The sequence below is a fragment of the Shewanella bicestrii genome, from assembly GCF_002216875.1.
GTDB classification, from domain to species: domain Bacteria; phylum Pseudomonadota; class Gammaproteobacteria; order Enterobacterales; family Shewanellaceae; genus Shewanella; species Shewanella seohaensis.
This window is the reverse complement of record NZ_CP022358.1, coordinates 534646-552747: the sequence shown is the minus strand read 5'-3', so window position 1 is coordinate 552747 and position 18102 is coordinate 534646. Positions and strand designations below refer to the sequence as shown.

Below are 18102 nucleotides of genomic sequence, written 5' to 3'. Positions count from 1 at the left end.
GACTAACGAACCTTATAATGACGTCGAACACGACGTAAAATCCAAAAAATCCATGGCCAGAATGCCAGCCCCGATAGTGCGGGTAAAAACAGATCCGTATGGAACTTAGCGCCATCCATCACAAACTCGACCCAGTAGATAATTAGGTGATAGATAACGATCAGCACCATCACCACCAGCGACTGTTGCCACTTAGGGAAGTTACGTAGACGCTGACAATGCAAAATCGCAATATAAATCACCAGCGACATGGCCAGCGAGCGCACGCCTAAGGTGGCGCCGAGCAGAATATCGAGGGCCAATCCCATCAGCCAAGCCGTGAGAATGTTATATCTGTGGGGCAGCGCAATTGACCAATAAATTAAGATCATCAATAGCCAATCGGGACGCCAGGCTTCGACAATCGAAGGCAGCGGCATAATCTGGCTCAAGAGCCCGACAAAGAGGGTCAGCCATACCACGAGTCTGCCATTAGCAGCTTGTAAACTCATTAGTGCACCTCGGCTGGCGGTTGAGTGGTGGCAGCATTCGATGCACCATTAGCATTGCTTGGCGTCGCACCAGTATTAGGCACTGTCGTATTAGGAGCCGTGGTATTAGGTGCTGCACTGCTAGGCACGCTCGCATTAGCAGCCGCGCCTTGAGGATTAGCACTGCCAGTGCCGGCATCGGGTTTGGCTTCTTCCGCAGGATGATCTGCCGCAGGCACAGGGAGTTGGTTCGGTAAAGTCACGCCAGAATCTGGGGATGGCCAAATCAACAGCAGATAACGAATCCTATCGAGCGCCGCTAACGGCTGAGCCGTGACACGCGCGTAGCTCTGACCATCTTCGGTTAAGACTTCCATGACCCTCGCCACCGGATAACCTTCCGGAAAGCGATTACCAAGCCCTGAGGTCACTAATAAATCGCCAACGCGAATATCGGTACTCTTGGCCACATGGCGCAGTTCAATCTCATCGAGCTCACCAGTACCGTTAGCCACTAAGCGCACATCGTTACGGGTAATTCGCACGGGTAAACCGTGGGACACATCGGAGAGCAAGAGCACACGGCTGGTCATCTCACTGACCTGCACAACCTGGCCGACGACGCCCTGAGCATCAACAACGGGTTGACCAACAAATACACCACTGCGCGAGCCGTGGTTCAGCACCACATAATGATGGGAAGGATCGCTGGCCACCTCCATCACTTCGGCCACCATCTTGCGGGAATCCTGATAGGCAGGCGACCCCAACAGGGCGCGTAAACGCTCGTTTTCCTGACGCAGATGCTCGAAACGCTGCAGACGCTCACTCATTAATAATTGCTGCCTTAACAACTCTTTATTTTGCAATGCCAGCATATTACGGGTAGCAAAACTCTCCGATGACCAATCGAGAATCGCACTGGGCACACTCGCAAGGTATTGGATAGGACTTAAGGCAGATGAAAGGGATTCACGGGCAGGCTCGAGACGGTGATTTGCGGCGAGCAAAATCACCGACAGGATAATTGCCAGTGTTAAACGGAACTGGTTCGAAATACCACGAACAAAAATAGGCTTCATAGGAAAGCTAAGGCGGTGATGAACCGCCCCATACCGAAGTTAGATTAGGTTTCTTCGGAGAACAGATCGCCGCCGTGCATATCAATCATTTCAAGGGCTTTACCACCACCACGCGCTACGCAGGTCAGAGGATCGTCCGCCACCATGACTGGAATTCCAGTTTCTTGCATCAATAAACGGTCTAAATCACGCAGTAAGGCACCACCACCGGTTAATACCATGCCGCGCTCAGAGATATCAGACGCTAATTCTGGCGGCGATTGCTCTAATGCCACCATGACGGCACTCACAATGCCTGATAATGGCTCTTGCAGTGCTTCTAAAATTTCGTTGCTGTTCAGCGTGAAACTACGAGGTACACCTTCGGCCAAGTTACGACCACGGACTTCAATCTCTAATACTTCATCACCTGGGTAAGCAGTACCGATAGTGTGCTTGATGCGCTCAGCCGTTGCTTCACCAATCAAGCTGCCGTAGTTACGACGCACATAGTTGATGATGGCGTCATCAAATTTGTCACCGCCGATACGTACAGAAGAGGAATACACCACACCGTTCAAGGAGATAATCGCGACTTCAGTAGTACCACCACCGATGTCCACAACCATAGAACCTGTGGCTTCAGATACAGGTAAACCCGCACCAATTGCTGCGGCCATTGGCTCTTCAATCAAATAGACTTCACGGGCACCTGCGCCCATGGCTGACTCGCGAATCGCACGGCGTTCAACTTGGGTTGCGCCAACAGGAACACAGACTAAAACACGTGGGCTTGGACGAAAAAAGCTGTTGTTATGCACTTGTTTAATAAAGTGCTGCAACATTTTCTCTGTCACATAAAAGTCGGCAATCACACCGTCTTTCATCGGACGGATTGCTTGGATATTGCCAGGGGTACGGCCTAACATTTGTTTGGCTTCTGTACCGACAGCGGCAACAGACTTCTGACCAGAACTACTACGCTCACCACGTATAGCAACAACAGAAGGCTCATTGAGGACTATGCCTTCATCACGAACATAAATTAAGGTGTTAGCTGTACCCAAATCGATCGATAGATCATTAGAAAAAATGCCACGCAGCTTCTTGAACATGTAACTAGCCTGTATTCTGTGGAGTCAGAAGAAAAGAAAAATCAGCTAACTTTATCAATGCCACCCTGATTCCACAAGACCGTTGAGGTTAACAATCGCTAATGGAGTGATTTTTTTTCAAATGTGCCGCTCAAAAACACTATTTAATCGAAAAAAGCGCTTTATTGATGAAAAATCCAACAGTTAAAAACCACTCTCAATACAAGTTCGCAACATTAGTAAAACCTGTTTCTTGCATTTTTCCTCTGTATTACACTTTGCAACGTCGCCTCAAAAACCATCGCCTCATGATCAATCACCAAAGCAGAAACCCAATTCAGCAAAATCAAATTGAAAACCGCTTTAATTGACCTCTCGCCAGTAGATGATTCTGTCATGGCCACGGTAACGACCAAAAAATGCACTCGCACGGGGCTCGGATAAGCTAGTTGGGGAGACCCCATTCCAGTTCCAATACCACTCTAACCAAGCCGGTACATCTAAAGGCGCGGTCACTTGGCCGCGATATAAATTGCCACTTGAGGTGAGTGCTCGCCACAGCAAATCAAATTGCCCTGCTTGGAATGCTGATGTGGCGCCGGAGCGATTAATGCTCTGCCCTGTGGTCAAATCGGGGTCAAAGTTATAACCCAGCCCTGCATTATCCACCTGCGACCCAAGGCCATAGGTAGCAATAGTGCAGCTATCATCGCCATTTAATACCCAATTAGCCCCATTCCAGTATTCGGCTCGGGTCGGCATCCTGAGGATTTCGGTCTCAGGACCATAGGTATTGTCCATCACCACCCTGCCGTGGCGCAGTCTCTGTGTGGTAATTTTCTTGGCATTACAGTTAGTGCAATTACCCGTAGTTGCCGCATCCATATCAGGCGATGCCACATAGCTGTAAAGTCCATTTGGCCGAGGATCGTTATCCATCAACTGCACACCAATATCGAGCAGCTCGAAGGGACCATCTTGATATAGATTCGTCGTCACATTCGGGGTGACTCGGCTCAAGTTAGCGCGGTAAGCGCCATCGACCGTCGCCACACCTTGAACCCAACTCGCCGCATTGACGGGCAAGGCACTTAAGCGACTCTGTAAGTCGATACCATTGTTATTGTTCTCCCCCACCAATTTGGCGGTCGCGAGGGAGAATGGTGGGAAATAGTTCTGCGTCACCGCGCCACCGATATTTAAGGCTTTGAGGCTCATCGACATAGGGAAGGGTTGATCCATATAGCTAAAACTGCCACAGGCAGGCACGACCGAAATATCACCCACTAAGAATCTGTCGGGCACAAAGCGGCCAATATTGGCGGAATAGCCAATCGGAATATTTAAGCTGTTAGCCGCACCGAGATAGTTAGGGCTCGCCTGCGCCGCGATTTGGAATACCCCCACTTCGTTAATCGTCTGATTGGTGATGCTATTAAGGTTATTGGCTTGGATAGCATGACTATAGGATGCCACACCTAATGCGCCATCATGGCCACCACTGGCAATGTTTGGCGCCACGACCTTACTGGTTAGTGTCATGGCTTGGTCACTAAAATTAGGCGTAGATAAGTTGCCCGAACAAAAGTCCGTATCGCCGTCTTTCTCCCAAGCCATTGCTTGGACCGTCATACCAAAATTCAGCCCCGCTTTACGGTAGGCATTACAGCTCATATCCGCACTCGGACAACTGGCGCTAGCGTCCACGGGTTTGACGCACAAACCCGCCGGCACACTGACAAATTGGTCCGAGCCTGTCATCACCAGGCCTTGCTCGTTACCACTGCCGATATATTGGGCATCGAGTTGTAATTTGCCCGCGTCGGGATAATTCACTGAAATGCTTGCCTGTCCGTTAGTATCAAACACCAGATTCAGCGCCGTAGGCGAGGCGCTTGAAGTGCCAATGGCCGTATTGTTGATTGTGACGGCTTTTGGCGAAATAGGCGCACTCGGGGTGTGATAACTGCTCCAGAAATTCAATGTCTTGGTCTGGCTCTGAAAGCTTGGAACACACTGCTGAGTCACATCGGATTTTTTCACCGCTTTGACTAACACTTGCTCGGGGCGATTCGCACGCTTATCGGGCACATCGAAGACAAAACCACTGTCGGCGAAGTTGAGTGAACAGTTGTTTTCACTCAGGCCCCCATTCCCGATACGGCATAGGGTTTTACTTAAAGGTTTGGTTGTCGGGCTCGAACCTTTCACCCCCAAGGTCACAACGCCAGGGGTATTACGTCTTAGCTGTAACTGAGTGCTGCCATTGCTAAAGCTCACCTGATTGCCACCAATCCATATGCCTTCGGAGGCCGATTCGGGTAACAAGGTCGCCGTCAAAGGATCGGTAAAAAGCTGACTACAACTGGCGTTGGCGCAGGCTCGAATCGTCACAGTTTCGGGGTTACAGGTTAATCCCTGCCCCGTATGGTCAAACTCAAAATGATCGATTTGCGCGCCAACGGGATTAGACCTCAAGGCACAAATTTGAACGTTATCAATTTCATGGTTGTTATTCGAGCCACCGGTTGAGCCTGTAAGCGACAACAAGAAATCACTCGGCGTTGCCGCTTGTCCTTGTTGATCTATGGCATTAAAAGCAGGGATTAAGGTGACAAATCCCGACCCCGTATTACGCTCAATCTTCACCATCGACTGGCCCGAGACCTGCGAGTCGATTGTGATTTTATATCTATGCGCAGGCGAGACATTATTGCCATCGACCGTGGGTGATAAACAGTTGCCACTGGTATTGCTGGTACCGTCATTACAGGTGCCACGTAAATAATTATACCCTGATGTGCCAGTACCAGAACCACGCACCGCAACCGACTGACGACGTTGACCCGAACGATTTATGGTTCCCCCTTCACCGGAGAAGTTACCAAATTCATCGATCCCGATACCCAACCAACCACCGGCAAAGCCATTGATACCGGGTTTAAAGCCATAACCTAAAGGCCCACCAAAGGCGCCGGGCTGCGGTGTTATAGCAGCATCTGATAACACCAGCGCGATACCGTCGGCACCATTGCCACCATAGGCATAGTGGTCAAATTGGATCTCTACTAAGTTATTGGCTGCGGGGAATAATCTTTGATAGGTCGAGGCAGTGGATTGATTCGATTTTGCCTCGGTTAAGCGCATACGACCACTGACAATGGCTGGAGTAAAAGTACCACTACTACGGGATACTACCCAGTCGTTACTTAGGGCGCTCTGGGAGAAATTATCGTTAAAGCACTGTAAAACGGGCGCAGGATTACAATTTGGAACAACGTCAATTTTTGCTGCATTATCGTCAAATTTAATACTACTATTGCCACCTAAACTAATATTTCTTGCAGTGATAGATCCTTCCAAAGAAGAACTGCCTTCTAGCACCGCGTTCCCTTCTGCAACCACATAGGATTTAAGAGATGCACCACCATTAAGTGTAAAATTCGAATAATTATAAATGAGAAAACGTTCCGGATTCCCAATAAGATTCAAGTCATTATGTTTATAATCATTTTTAATAAAAAATGAAACAGTTCCAGTAGAGGGGAAAACTAAAGTTACACCATTATTAATTGATAAGGTTTCAATCCAATATTGTCCCGCAGCAAGCTCAATACGGCCAGAGGTAGCCTTAAGCGATTTCATCTTATACACGCCATTATTGCTAACAAACCGTATTGTTTTATCTGAACCTCCATCAAGAGTAATATTATTGTATTCACCCTCAGTTACATTAATTCGCGTATTATCCCACGTGGGCGGGCCAATATTGACAGGGCTTGAAGAAGTACACTGAGAAAAATCAATACGATTAGAAGGTAAACTGGCAATATAATTTCCTGCTCGGCACCAACGATAGGAGTTATTAGTCGTCAAGCATAAAGTATCAAGGTTGTATCCACCTTGAATATAGTTATATGTTGGTAAATAGCTATACCAAATAAGCGCATTATCAGGTGCATTATATAAATAAGAGCTATTGAAGGTAATTGAACCATTTCTACTGTAATTGTTTACACCTTCTATAAAGGTTGTAGTCCAATCAGCTTTCACCAGATGGGATGTGAATGCCATGATTATGGGCAAAAGAATTAATGGGAATTTGGCTATTATTTTGTTAAATATCATTTTTGATAGCTTAGTTGCCACGGGCTTCTACCTCTACTTGACGGCTTACACGGGTATCGCCACTCTCGCATATCGCTTTGCTATTAATGCGGAACTGAGTGACAGTGCCGACCGCATAGGATGTACAACTTAAACTCACGCTACAGGCATGAAACCCCACCACATTGGGCGGCGTCCAAGAGTTTGCAACACTGGTACAGGTCGCCGTCACATTGGCGGGGGCGTTTAATGGAAATAATTGCGCCAGCGCCGCATCGGCACCACTGTTCGCCGCGGCTAAAGCCCGAGTTCCCCACACCTCTTGAGTTAATCCGGTATCGGCATCTTCGACTATGTTGATTAAGGCGGCGGCCAATAAAAACATCACGGTAATAACAAAAATACCGATGACCAAGGCGCTACCACCTTGGCGATGAGCCGCACACTGACGATATGCTGAGCGCGATAGGCTAAATAAGTTAGGGGACATTAATCACCTGCACTTGATGTCGATATTGAAATGTCTCGCCGTTGACATTAAATCGCGGTTGTAAATGCACCATCGCATTATTGACTAGACTCGATGGCGTTAAGATCAGCGGTAAGTCAGCGTTATTACTTAAATCATTGGCCACATTCTGGGCCATTAGCACGCCCGAACTCATATCCGTAGGCGTTGGCTGGCTGGCATTCAACCCATAGCCAGTATAACGCTTAAGAGTTAACTCATCGCTGAATGGCGCTTTTTCAAAACAAAAACTCACAGGGCTCGAACCAAAATAGATCCTTTGCCGCGGGGACGCTTCAGCAAATCTCGCATTGGCCGTAAAGGTTAAAGTCACTTGGTTTGCGGCACTGCTAATGCTGTTAATCTGCGCGCGCTTTAGCTTAGTGCTGTCATACACATCACGGTCGGTTAAGGGGTAAACCCATACATATTGGTTAGCCGCAATCTTACTGGTCACATTGTCTAAAATCACATTTCCAGTGAGAGCAGCCGTACTCGGCGCAATCGGCATCGATAAATAGGTGGTACTCGCCTCAATAGGAACAAATTCAACGCACTGATAGGTTAAGCCATTACCATTGAGCCGCACACTATTAGGCACGGCACTGCGCAGCTCACGGGTCATACGCTCCACAGCAAAACGACTCTGGCTTAGCACTTGGTCAACCGAACTCGACTCCACAAAAATCCGCGTGCCGAAAATAATAAAGCTACTCACGCCCACCACCAGAATACCTAAGATCAGGATCACTGTGACCATCTCGACTAAGGTAAAACCCAATGCTGAACGTGGCATACGCGTGGTGGAGAAAGCGCCCATTAGTAATTGCTCCTCACCAGATTGTAAGTGATCACTTCGTTATCTGGGGTGGTCACATTAATGGTCACTAACTTGGTATTGGGCGCTGTTCCATAGGCGACAGAGACACTTAATTGATAGTTAGGATACACCTGCGCGTAAGTTTGGCTGGAATTGAGCATAGTGGCGTTTTGAGTTAAGCCGTGATAGTCATCCACATCGTTAAAATCGTTACGCCCCTCGCCCGCCTCTGGCCCTAATACGGCCGAGCAACTACTGCCTAATGGACTCCCGCAAGCTGGCACACCACCATTGGCATTGGTATTTTGATCATAACGCTTACCCCAAATCTCATTCATCACCGAGTGGGCAAGTTCGGCACTCTTGACTCGATGCAAAGTCTTGGCGGCGCGATCCGCCTGCGGAAACAACATGCTACTGAGCATCACGATAGCAATGGCAATGACTAACATGCCAATCACTAATTCGATTAAGGTAAACCCCTGTTGTTTAGCTTTTGAGGATGCTTTTACTGATGTGCTTATCGAAAACAGCCGAGGATTAATTCGCATAAATATAGCCCTCGCTGGAGATATTAATCGCCACAGTATCATTGGCAATCACATTGATACATGGCCCATTACACGCAAGCGATGCTCGACCATTGATATCAAAATCAAGGTAAAAGCTCTTGGCATTGTTACTGATAAGCACTAACTGCGCGCCACCTTGAAAAGCTTGGCTGGATAAAGGGTTAGGAGACAATGGCGAGCCCGTACAACCAGTGCTATCCCGACTGGCAAACTGACTCACTTGATAACCCGTCGCCGACACGACAACGCGGTAACATCTATCGGTATTATTCAAGGCTTTTTGCTGAACCTGGCGCAGCTCGGCCATAAATTCATTGCGCAGGCTAAAGGCGCTGTAGGATGACTGGCTAAATAAGCGCGGCAATACCGTCACCGATAGTATCCCAATCAGGATAATAGTGGTCACGAGTTCGACTAAGGTAAACCCAAACTGTCTGCCGCTGGAAAATCTACGCATTGTCCGCTTTGCCGTGATGCTAGGTTCTAGGTTCTAGGTTCTAGGTTCTAGGTTCTAGGTTCTAGGTTCTAGGTTCTAGGTTCTAGGTTCTAGGTTCAGTTTCTGCCAACTTGGTTCTTAAGGCAAATATTTCGCCTAAACAAAAGAAATGATTAGCAAATTCATTTCATTACAGCCCACAATCCAATAGATTGCTGACCTAAAAAAAAGGCCTGCTAGGCAGGCCTTTTCGTATAACTCAAATTAACAAGCAGATGCTGCTGGCAATGGAGAGAAAGTTGGAGCTGCTGTTGCGTTAGCTGCTTCGGTATAGGTGAACTTACAAGCCGCAGGAGCACCTTTTTGCCAAACTTCAGCAGAACCTGGGCTACCGGAGGTACCCGCAGTAACTTTTATAATCCAATCTGCAGTACCATTTGTAGCTGTTGGAGAACCATTAGCACCTGCATCAAATACACTTTCTAGTGCCAGTTCAAAATCTGATTCAGTCGCTTTAAGATAACCAAATGCTATATTAACATTGATAGGAGAAGCCGAGGTGCCACCAATTGCAACTGTTGAAGAAGATGATTTCTCTTTACCGTCCAAAGCAGCTTTAGAGTAAACCAATGTATTAGCGCCTTGAATTGCTGCCTTCATTCCATTTAAAGCAGACAATCGAGCATCGCCTTGCAGATTAATAAACTTAGGCGCTGCTGTGACAGCCAAAATCCCTAAAATAATAATAACAACCACTAATTCGATTAAGGTAAAACCTTGTTGTCTTTTCATATAAAACTACCCTTATTTGAGAACCAAGTAACTTAGTCAGTTAAAAATAAACTACCTAAAAGATAAACCAATTAAAACATTTAATTAAGGCGTAAATGGTGTTTGAGTGAAACTTAATACTTTGCCCGTACCTGGGTTATACACCACCCCTTTTGCACCCGCAGTCGATAAATCTGGCGCTGGCGTCGGTACACCTGTGGTTTGGTTTAGCACCAGTGAAGCCACTTGATGATACACACATAAATCTAAACCGCTTACGGACGTGCCATTAATCGCATTTGAGCTTCCGCCCGCACCATCGATAACGCGCACTGTATAACGTTGATTGCGCGCATCTTGCGAATAAAGCACGTTACGCGGTGCACTTTGCAACACAGTATTAAATACCTGCTGGCAGCTTGCATCGGTCATCGCCGTTGCATCGGTACCAGAGGTGCCCGTTGGATAGCCAAAACGCGGGTCGAGGGACACTGAGGTACCGTCTAAGATCACACTGCTATTTTGGCGACCATCGACTTCCCATTGTGAACGCACAAAACTCACTGCGGTGGATAAACCACCCGCGACTCCGTCCACACTGGCATCTTCAGCATCATCGGTGACATTTAAAAAACGAGGGATCGCGGTTGCGGCCAACAGACCCAAAATTACGATCACAATGACCAGTTCAATCAATGAAAAACCATCTTGCTTAGTCTTCATTCGTCTCTCCCTATCTTGATGAAAGTCCATTCTAACAGCTAAATCAGTTTAAAAAAGCCCGTTACTTAACAATATTTTACGGAAACGTCAAAAAAATGACCCTGCCAGAGTTGAGCTGATAGCCGATACTGTCCCCATTTTGCGCGCGGTAACGGCAGCTATTATCCTTAGCAAAATACGAGCCGATAAGGGATTCGTCCCCCTGCTCCTGCCCCATTAATTGTTGCCACAATCGCTGACACGCTTGGTCATCCAACTGGCTAGGTTGTGGCCAACCCTGCGCATTCATCATCACAAAGGTTTGTTCATTATTTGTGCTTTGTTCGCTAAACACTTCCCAATCTAGTCGCATTTGCGGCGGTTTGCCAAGGGACAACCATTGAGAACGCACCATAGCCAACACGTTTAAGAAGCGCGTATGCTCTAACTCCACATTGCGGGCGGCCAGTTGTGGCATAGTCGCAAAATATTTAAATCCAATCACCGCGAGAATAATCAAGATCAAGGTCAGGCTAACGAGCCGCCCATACACACGTAATAGATCGCTTTCGGCCTTCTGTTGGCTCTGCATCTATTTGATCCTAATTGAGTTAAATTCTCGATTCGGCATTATTTCCCGCCTTTGACTACGTTGAGCATGTCCCACATCGGTAGGTAAATACCCAGCGCCAGCACCAGTACAATCGCAGCCACAATTCCGATCAGAATCGGTTCTAACTTAGCGGTGAGATTTTTAAGATCGTAATCGACCTCACCTTCGTAAAAATCGGCGGCATCATTTAATAGTTGGTCAATTTGTCCGGTTTCTTCGCCTACCGCGACCATTTGCAACACCAGTGGCGTAAACAATTTACTCTGGTTCGACACCCTCAGCATAGATTCGCCAGACTCAATGCCACGGCGCATCCCGACAATTTTGTCGTGCATATATGCATTATCCACCGCATCGGCCACCAGACTGAGCGCCTGCGTCATCGGCACACCCGCGCTCAACATCATCGAAAAACTGCGACAATAACGGGAGAGGGTCGAGCGCTCAATAATCGAACCCACGGCGGGAATGTGTAACTTCCATTGGTCCCATTGTTTCTCGCCTTTTTCCGTATGGTGCCAGTAGCGGATCCCAATAATGGTTCCGAGCAGTATTATCAGCATCAGGGGCCAATAGTTTACAAACAGGTTTGATGTGCCGATTAACACCTTAGTCGCCCAAGGTAAGTCGGCACCAAAACGGGCAAACATCTCGGCGAATTTCGGGATCACCATGATATTTAAAATCACCATCGCCAGCGCGATGGCAATCAATACAAATATAGGATAACGCATCGCGGCTTTAATTCGGCGACGAGTTTCCTGCTCACGCTCGATATAGCCCGAGAGCTGAATAAAAGCGTCCTCTAACTTACCGGTGTTTTCCCCCACATGCACCATAGAAACAAACAGAGAATCAAACACATCTGGATGTTGGTTCATGGCCGATGACAGTGGGCGCCCCGCAGTTAACTGCTCTGAAATATCATTCAGCGCATCTTTCATTCGTTGGGAATGAGCGGTTTCGGATAAGCCTGCAATGGCGCGCAGGATAGGGATCCCCGAGCGCGTTAACGAGTACATTTGCCGGGTAAAAATTTGCAGTTCATCCAAGCCGACTTTGCGCTTAAACAACTGCGCCAAGGTAAAGGACTTAGCTTCTTTAGCGACTTTGACTTCTAACGGGATAATGCCGCGGGCTAACAGCATATCGGCAGCTGCGCCCTCGGAGGCAGCATCGAGCTGACCCGTTACAGCCTGACCTTGTCCACTGCGTCCACGGTATTGATAAACCGGCATAATTACGCCTCAACGCCTTGCTGACTGATAATATCCCGCGAGAGTGGCACCTGCGACTCACTCACGTCCTCAACAAGCTTAGCCACCTCTTCAATGGTCGTCATGCCCTCGCTCAAATATTGCAGTGCCGACTCGGCGAGCGGGGTAAAGTTAGGGCTTTGCAGGGCTGCACGGGCAAAATCCTGTGGGTTACCGGTACGCATCGCATCGATCATCTTTTCATCCAATTCGAGGATCTCAAAAATACCGATTCGGCCGCGATAACCACTGCCGTTACAGCTTTGGCAGCCAGTGCCAATGCGGAACTTAGCCGATGAAAAATCCTGACGACTCACACTATTTAGCCAGGCTTTTTCCTGCGCCGTAGGCTGATATTCCACCCCGCAGTTATGGCACACGCGGCGCACTAGGCGCTGGGCAATAATCACCCTTAGCGCACTCGCCACTAAGTAACTGGCCGCGCCCATATCGAGCAAACGTAGCGCGCTGGTCACCGCATCGTTAGTGTGCAAGGTGGACAACACAAAGTGACCCGTAAGTGCGCCCCGAAGACCAATCTCCACCGTTTCTTGGTCACGCATCTCACCGACCATGATAATGTCCGGGTCTTGACGCAAAGTGGTGCGCAGCACGTTCGAAAAATCGAGTCCAATCTTATGGTTAACTTGAACTTGGTTGATCCTTGGCAATTGGTATTCGACCGGATCTTCTACCGTGATAATTTTGCGATCCGCAGTATTGAGCTCACTTAAGATGCCATACAAGGTGGTGGTTTTACCGCTACCCGTAGGCCCAGTTACCAGCAACATGCCGTGGGGACGTTTAATCTGCTTACGGATACGCGCCAAAATATGCGGCGGCATCCCTGTCTCATTTAAGGTCAATAAGCCTGCGGATTGGTCGAGTAGACGCATTACCACAGATTCGCCGTGGTAGATCGGCATGGTCGACATACGCACGTCAATTTTGTGGCCCTTAATTTCCATATGGAAACGCCCGTCCTGCGGCAGACGTTTTTCAGAAATATCTAGCCCAGCCATAAGCTTAAGGCGCAAGACTAAGGCCGCAGCGATATTGACCTCATTTAGAATGGTCTCGTGTAACTGGCCATCGATACGTTGGCGGATCCGCAGGGCTTTTTCGCCAGGCTCAATATGAATATCCGAGGCGCGCATTTGCACCGCATCTTCAAAAATCGACTGCAATAACTTAACGACTGTGGTTTCATTATCGCTATCGCTTGAGGTCAGGCTCGCCAGATCAAACATTTGGTCTGCGGCATATTCCTCTTCGAGCTTACCGGCGATTTGCGCGATTTGATCGGTGCGACGATACAGGTTATCGAAGGCTTGCAGTAATTGCTGCTCGGGGGCGACCGCAACACTGAGCTTTTTCGGTGCGATTAAAATTTCTAAATGGTCGAGCGCCTGCAAGTCCGCCGGGTCGCTCATGGCCACTAATACCGTATCACCCCGATCTTCCACCGCGAGGGCGCGAAAACGCCGCGCTTGTACCTCGGGAATAAGGCTCACCACTTCGGCGGGGATGGGGCGTTTGCTGATATCTAGCAGCGGCAGATTGAGCTGCTGCGACAAAAATTGCAATAGTTGGGTTTCGGTAATAGAGCGCAACTCAATCAGGGTTCGGCCGAGCTTATGCCCTGTCTTGCGCTGCTCTCCCAAAGCTTGTTGTAGTTGCTCTTCGGTAATAATCGATTCTTGAACTAACAGATCGCCCAAACGCATCTTTAATCTGGGTTTCATTGGCTATCTCCTAGTTGTTGTAAACGTTGTTCAATAAAAGCCGTGGCTTGGGTCGACAGGCCTGAATAACTTAAGGCGGTGCGATAGGCCTGACTGGCGGGGCCGAATTGCTGCTGTGAATCGAGGGCATAGGCTAATCCCATCCACCATTTCCCCTGCTGCGGCTCCTGCTGCAATAACTTACGGTAAGCCTGTTCAACTAACGGATATTGGCCGTGTTTTTGGGCCAAATCCGTTTGCGCTAACCACTTTTGCCTCGCCAAGCTATGGCTATCGGGGATTTGAGCAAGGCTAGCAAGAGCCGAATCTGTCTCGCCCATAGCATGTTGCACCCTTGCCAATAGCAAAGCAAATTCAAACTCTTGCGGATAAAGTAATAGTCCCTGCGCTAGCACTTCGGCGGCTTGCGCCAGCTCACCTTGACCATAATGCAGCGCCGCCAGTTGTTTGCGCGATTCGTGCAAGCTTGGGTCGAGCTTGAGTGCTTTAGCGTAGTAATCCATCACCTTAACCAGCTGCCCCTGCTTTTCGGCATCCGCCGCCAACACTAACTGCTTTTGCGCGAGTTGGCTTGGTGATAACTTCACTTCTCGAATCGCCATTTGCCCCGTTGCCTGAGCCTGAGCCGAAGCTGGGCTTGAAGCTTGGCTCGAAGCTTGAGTCGCAACAGGCACGACTGACTCACTCGTCTTAGGCTCTGTTTGAATTATTTTTACTTCGCTCTGATTTGCGTTAACGTCTGCTTGATTTGCTTTAACCGCAACCTGTTGTGACTCAGCCTGTGTTTGCACTGACTCTTGGGTTAATGCCGCCTTGTTAGGCGTATTGCTTGAAGTGTTTGCCGCAATCGATTCAGTTGTCTGCTCACTCCTTGGCTCAGCGGGCGCAGCGTTGACACGGGCAGATTGAACCACACTTGAGATAGATTCTGCTGACACAGACATATCTTTTGTAGGAGCATCTGTCGATGACGAACTCACTTGCGCCATCTCGACAGTTGGCTCAGTTGGTGTCGTCGTATCTGTTGATTTAGTCGCTTCTGTTTCCAGAGGACTCGTATCAGTCTGTGGGCTGGCGTTATCCACTTGAGTTTGCGCACTCGCTACAGGATTTACATTGTTATCCGCGACGCTCTTTACGCCGTAACTCGCCTGAAAGGCATATACCGATAAGCCGCCCACCAGCAGCGACACTAAGCTGATTACTAACCATTTGCGCGATGGATTGGGGCGCCCTAAATACTGCGCCTGATGCACAGCCACATTGCTAAGGGAATGGCCCTGCTGGCGCTTTTCGAGATCCTGCAGCATCTTGTTGATCACACTCATGCGACGCCTCCCCACAATTGTTGCAGGTTAACGCCAGAGAGCAGTAATGCCCCAATTGCCGCTGCACATGCTATCAGTGCGATCACCATATACGCTGGCCACCTTTGTGAGCCGCGACTGGCATCTTCGGTATCCTGTATCGCGCCCTTAATGTGGGCCATACGCACCTGAGTTGCGCCTTCGCCGAAACTGAGCATCAAGGCCTTATGGGCTAAAATGTTGATCAATCTTGGAATGCCACGAGATGCCTCGGCAATCTTACGGGTGAGTTTAGAGCCAAATAAGGCTTGTCCCGCATAGCCTGCCACCGCTAGGCGGTAACGGATGTAGGCATCGGTTTCATCCCAGGTTAACGGCCGCAGACTGTAGCTAAAGGTGATGCGCTGCCGCAATTGTCTAAAGGCTTGGCGCCTTAATCGCTCATCCAACTCGGGCTGGCCAAAGAGTACCACTTGCAGCAGCTTACGGCTTTCGGTTTCAAGATTGGTAAACAGTCGCAGCGCTTCTAGGCTCTCATCGGGCAAGGCCTGCGCTTCGTCCAACACTAATACGATGGCGTGACCATGGGCACTCAGAGCAAGTAATTGCTGCTGGATAAGCCCGGTGAGTTGCTGCTGATCGATTTCGCTGGTGTATTTTAACCCAAGTTCATTGGCCACCGCCCAGCGCAGCTCGGCGGGGGTCAGATAAGGATTGGGAAGATACGCACAATGGAAACCCTGCGGCAGCTCATTAATCAACTTACGGCAGATTAAGGTTTTGCCCGTGCCCACTTCGCCTGTAACTTTGATAAAACCTTCCCCGGTTTGTAGGGCGGTCTGCAACACTTGCAGCGCCTCTACGTGCGGGGATAACCCGAAAAAAAATCCGGTATTAGGGGTTAACGAAAATGGCGTTTGGCTGAGTCCAAAGTGCTTCAAATACATGGAAGCTTACTTATTTTCTGGATACCAACGGTCGAGTAAGGTTTTAGAACGCTCTAACTCGTTTTTCCACGTATCCCCGCCCACAACGGTCGGTTTTAACATAATAATCAGCTCGGTTTTCTTCTTCTGCTTGCTGCGGTTTTTAAATAATTCGCCCACGAGCGGAATATCACCGAGCAGCGGCACTTGAGAAACCACTTCGGTATTTTCGCTCTTCATCAAACCACCGATCACCACCACATCGCCTGAGGCTGCGCGAATAACGGTATCGGATTCGCGGATCTCGCTCTGTGCCAACGGCAGCTCTAAAGATTCGCTGCTGACCTTAATGTCCTTGGTTTGTTCTTTTACATCAATAACGGAAGGATGCACATGGAGCAGTACATTACCGTCTTTGTCGATTTGCGGCGTCACATCCAACGCGATACCCGAGAAAAACGGCGTTAACTCTACCTGAGGCGTGGTTACAGGTGTAGTGCCCGCCACTGTGGTCGATGACACGTCAGTCACAAAGTACTCGTCGGTACCGACCTTAATCACCGCTTTTTGGTTGTTCGATGCCGTCACCCTTGGGCTAGACAACACGTCCACATCGCCTTGGGTGTCGAGCAGGCTAATCATGGTATTGAAATCTGAGCCTTTAATGCTTAAAGACGTCACGCCACCGAGGGAGGCGGTGATTTTATCGCTCAAGCCTGCGCCCGCAGAGGTACCAAAATTGATATTGGTATTACCTACGTGCCCCAATACGTTATCCCACTGAATACCTTGCTGATAACCATCAGACAAAGTGACTTCGAGGATCTTCGCTTCGAGGATCACTTGGCGTTGCAGATGGCTCTCGGCGGAGTTTAAAAAGGCACGTACCTGACGTAACTCATTAGGATAGGCACGAATAGTCACTAATCCCGCCTGTGGCGTCACCACCACCTGACGACCGCCACCAGTGTCACCAATAATGGCGCTCAAGGTTTCTTTCAATTCGCCCCAAAAATCGGTCTTAGTGCGCGAGCGAATAAAGGTGCCGTTAGTGCTATCGCTGTTGTTATTGTTGCCGTAATTACCGTTGCTCGAATTGTTATTGTTGCTGTTATTGCCAAAATTGCCGTTGTTCGAATTGTTGTTATTGGAGTTATTGTTATTCGAGTTGTTATTGTCGGAGATCCGGCCCGAACTCACAGAGGTCAACGAGAGACCATCACGCTCCATGTATAAGTAATTTAAAGGGAAAGTCTCAGTCCGCATACCCGCAGGGAACACGCGCAGGATGCGCCCTTCACGGCTCACCTCATAACCATAAATATCTTCCACCACTTGAATGGCTTCACTCAGTGTCACGCCTTTGAGTGACAATGAGATCGTGCCCTGCACATCGGGATGCACTGCCACGCTAAAGGGTGTGCCCTGCACTAGGCTTGGGAAAAACACCCTTGCATCCACATCATGGGCAGACACATCGATACGACGCTCCGTCTCCATTGGCGGAGTTAATCCACCCATCATGGCATTGGCATTCAGCTCACGCTGCACCGCATCGGGCATAGTGGCCGGTGGTGGAGGTGTTGGCTGACTCGCGGTTTGCATTGAGGTGGCCAGCGCTTCTTTTGAGGCGACGGGCTGCGGTCTATCCGTGGTTTGGCAGGCCATAAGGCAAAGTGAGAGTAGAGGCGTAATATATTTAATGGCTGTCATC

16 protein-coding genes are annotated in these 18102 nt (G+C 48.9%); all 16 read right to left on the bottom strand.

Translation table 11 applies throughout. The annotated features are described in order from the left end of the window. Positions 1–2: 2 nt before the first annotated feature. Positions 3–491, bottom strand: a complete 489-nt coding sequence (mreD, locus tag CF168_RS02565; RefSeq protein ID WP_011625002.1) for a rod shape-determining protein MreD — start codon at positions 489–491, stop codon at positions 3–5. Then, positions 491–1552: a rod shape-determining protein MreC gene (gene mreC, locus CF168_RS02560; RefSeq protein WP_089066860.1), complete on the bottom strand. Its 1062-nt coding sequence runs from the start codon at positions 1550–1552 to the stop codon at positions 491–493. Before mreC ends, mreD begins: the two co-directional genes overlap by 1 nt. A 44-nt stretch (positions 1553–1596) precedes the next feature. Then, a complete protein-coding gene (locus CF168_RS02555) occupies positions 1597–2646 on the bottom strand; it encodes a rod shape-determining protein (protein ID WP_011624203.1) in 1050 nt (349 codons plus the stop codon). Positions 2647–2988: 342 nt separating this feature from the next. After that, complete coding sequence (locus tag CF168_RS02545; protein WP_089066858.1) at positions 2989–6753, bottom strand: DUF6701 domain-containing protein; 3765 nt, start codon at positions 6751–6753, stop codon at positions 2989–2991. 10 nt (positions 6754–6763) lie between these two features. Next, positions 6764–7222 carry an MSHA biogenesis protein MshP gene (locus CF168_RS02540; protein ID WP_089066857.1) on the bottom strand — a complete coding sequence of 153 codons (459 nt, stop codon included), beginning with the start codon at positions 7220–7222 and terminating at the stop codon, positions 6764–6766. Continuing rightward, positions 7212–8060, bottom strand: a complete 849-nt coding sequence (locus tag CF168_RS02535) for a PilW family protein (RefSeq protein WP_089066856.1) — start codon at positions 8058–8060, stop codon at positions 7212–7214. The genes CF168_RS02540 and CF168_RS02535 overlap by 11 nt, the downstream gene beginning before the upstream one ends. Then, positions 8060–8611: a prepilin-type N-terminal cleavage/methylation domain-containing protein gene (locus CF168_RS02530; protein ID WP_089066855.1), complete on the bottom strand. Its 552-nt coding sequence runs from the start codon at positions 8609–8611 to the stop codon at positions 8060–8062. The genes CF168_RS02535 and CF168_RS02530 overlap by 1 nt, the downstream gene beginning before the upstream one ends. Next, positions 8601–9089, bottom strand: coding sequence for a prepilin-type N-terminal cleavage/methylation domain-containing protein (locus CF168_RS02525; RefSeq protein WP_088210042.1), 489 nt, complete (start codon positions 9087–9089; stop codon positions 8601–8603). Before CF168_RS02525 ends, CF168_RS02530 begins: the two co-directional genes overlap by 11 nt. Positions 9090–9332: 243 nt before the next feature. Continuing rightward, on the bottom strand, positions 9333–9860 hold the full coding sequence (locus CF168_RS02520; RefSeq protein WP_089066854.1) for a type II secretion system protein: 528 nt from the start codon (positions 9858–9860) through the stop codon (positions 9333–9335). Between the two features lie 84 nt (positions 9861–9944). Beyond that, positions 9945–10562 (bottom strand): prepilin-type N-terminal cleavage/methylation domain-containing protein, encoded by a 618-nt coding sequence (locus CF168_RS02515; RefSeq protein WP_011624994.1) that lies wholly within the window; start codon positions 10560–10562, stop codon positions 9945–9947. A gap of 76 nt (positions 10563–10638) precedes the next feature. Next, positions 10639–11133 carry an MSHA biogenesis protein MshF gene (locus CF168_RS02510; RefSeq protein WP_089066853.1) on the bottom strand — a complete coding sequence of 165 codons (495 nt, stop codon included), beginning with the start codon at positions 11131–11133 and terminating at the stop codon, positions 10639–10641. 38 nt (positions 11134–11171) lie between these two features. Beyond that, positions 11172–12392 (bottom strand): type II secretion system F family protein, encoded by a 1221-nt coding sequence (locus tag CF168_RS02505; RefSeq protein ID WP_089066852.1) that lies wholly within the window; start codon positions 12390–12392, stop codon positions 11172–11174. A gap of 2 nt (positions 12393–12394) precedes the next feature. After that, positions 12395–14155 carry a GspE/PulE family protein gene (locus CF168_RS02500; RefSeq protein WP_011624214.1) on the bottom strand — a complete coding sequence of 587 codons (1761 nt, stop codon included), beginning with the start codon at positions 14153–14155 and terminating at the stop codon, positions 12395–12397. Further along, the gene (locus CF168_RS02495; protein ID WP_089066851.1) at positions 14152–15483 is read right to left on the bottom strand and encodes a tetratricopeptide repeat protein; all 1332 of its coding nucleotides are present in this window, start codon (positions 15481–15483) and stop codon (positions 14152–14154) included. The genes CF168_RS02500 and CF168_RS02495 overlap by 4 nt, the downstream gene beginning before the upstream one ends. Beyond that, positions 15480–16409 carry an ExeA family protein gene (locus tag CF168_RS02490; RefSeq protein WP_089066850.1) on the bottom strand — a complete coding sequence of 310 codons (930 nt, stop codon included), beginning with the start codon at positions 16407–16409 and terminating at the stop codon, positions 15480–15482. The genes CF168_RS02495 and CF168_RS02490 overlap by 4 nt, the downstream gene beginning before the upstream one ends. Before the next feature lie 6 nt (positions 16410–16415). Further along, positions 16416–18101, bottom strand: coding sequence for a pilus (MSHA type) biogenesis protein MshL (mshL, locus tag CF168_RS02485; RefSeq protein ID WP_089066849.1), 1686 nt, complete (start codon positions 18099–18101; stop codon positions 16416–16418). Position 18102 lies beyond the last annotated feature (1 nt).

Bases quoted from the DNA above. Each gene is read 5' to 3' on its own strand.
- CF168_RS02545 (WP_089066858.1), bottom strand. From the start codon at position 6,753: ATGATATTTAACAAAATAATAGCCAAATTCCCATTAATTCTTTTGCCC.
- CF168_RS02555 (WP_011624203.1), bottom strand. From the start codon at position 2,646: ATGTTCAAGAAGCTGCGTGGCATTTTTTCTAATGATCTATCGATCGAT.
- CF168_RS02495 (WP_089066851.1), bottom strand. From the start codon at position 15,483: ATGAGTGTGATCAACAAGATGCTGCAGGATCTCGAAAAGCGCCAGCAG.
- CF168_RS02520 (WP_089066854.1), bottom strand. From the start codon at position 9,860: ATGAAAAGACAACAAGGTTTTACCTTAATCGAATTAGTGGTTGTTATT.
- mreC (WP_089066860.1), bottom strand. From the start codon at position 1,552: ATGAAGCCTATTTTTGTTCGTGGTATTTCGAACCAGTTCCGTTTAACA.
- CF168_RS02510 (WP_089066853.1), bottom strand. From the start codon at position 11,133: ATGCAGAGCCAACAGAAGGCCGAAAGCGATCTATTACGTGTGTATGGG.
- mreD (WP_011625002.1), bottom strand. From the start codon at position 491: ATGAGTTTACAAGCTGCTAATGGCAGACTCGTGGTATGGCTGACCCTC.
- CF168_RS02500 (WP_011624214.1), bottom strand. From the start codon at position 14,155: ATGAAACCCAGATTAAAGATGCGTTTGGGCGATCTGTTAGTTCAAGAA.
- CF168_RS02535 (WP_089066856.1), bottom strand. From the start codon at position 8,060: ATGGGCGCTTTCTCCACCACGCGTATGCCACGTTCAGCATTGGGTTTT.
- CF168_RS02505 (WP_089066852.1), bottom strand. From the start codon at position 12,392: ATGCCGGTTTATCAATACCGTGGACGCAGTGGACAAGGTCAGGCTGTA.
- mshL (WP_089066849.1), bottom strand. From the start codon at position 18,101: ATGACAGCCATTAAATATATTACGCCTCTACTCTCACTTTGCCTTATG.
- CF168_RS02525 (WP_088210042.1), bottom strand. From the start codon at position 9,089: ATGCGTAGATTTTCCAGCGGCAGACAGTTTGGGTTTACCTTAGTCGAA.
- CF168_RS02540 (WP_089066857.1), bottom strand. From the start codon at position 7,222: ATGTCCCCTAACTTATTTAGCCTATCGCGCTCAGCATATCGTCAGTGT.
- CF168_RS02515 (WP_011624994.1), bottom strand. From the start codon at position 10,562: ATGAAGACTAAGCAAGATGGTTTTTCATTGATTGAACTGGTCATTGTG.
- CF168_RS02490 (WP_089066850.1), bottom strand. From the start codon at position 16,409: ATGTATTTGAAGCACTTTGGACTCAGCCAAACGCCATTTTCGTTAACC.
- CF168_RS02530 (WP_089066855.1), bottom strand. From the start codon at position 8,611: ATGCGAATTAATCCTCGGCTGTTTTCGATAAGCACATCAGTAAAAGCA.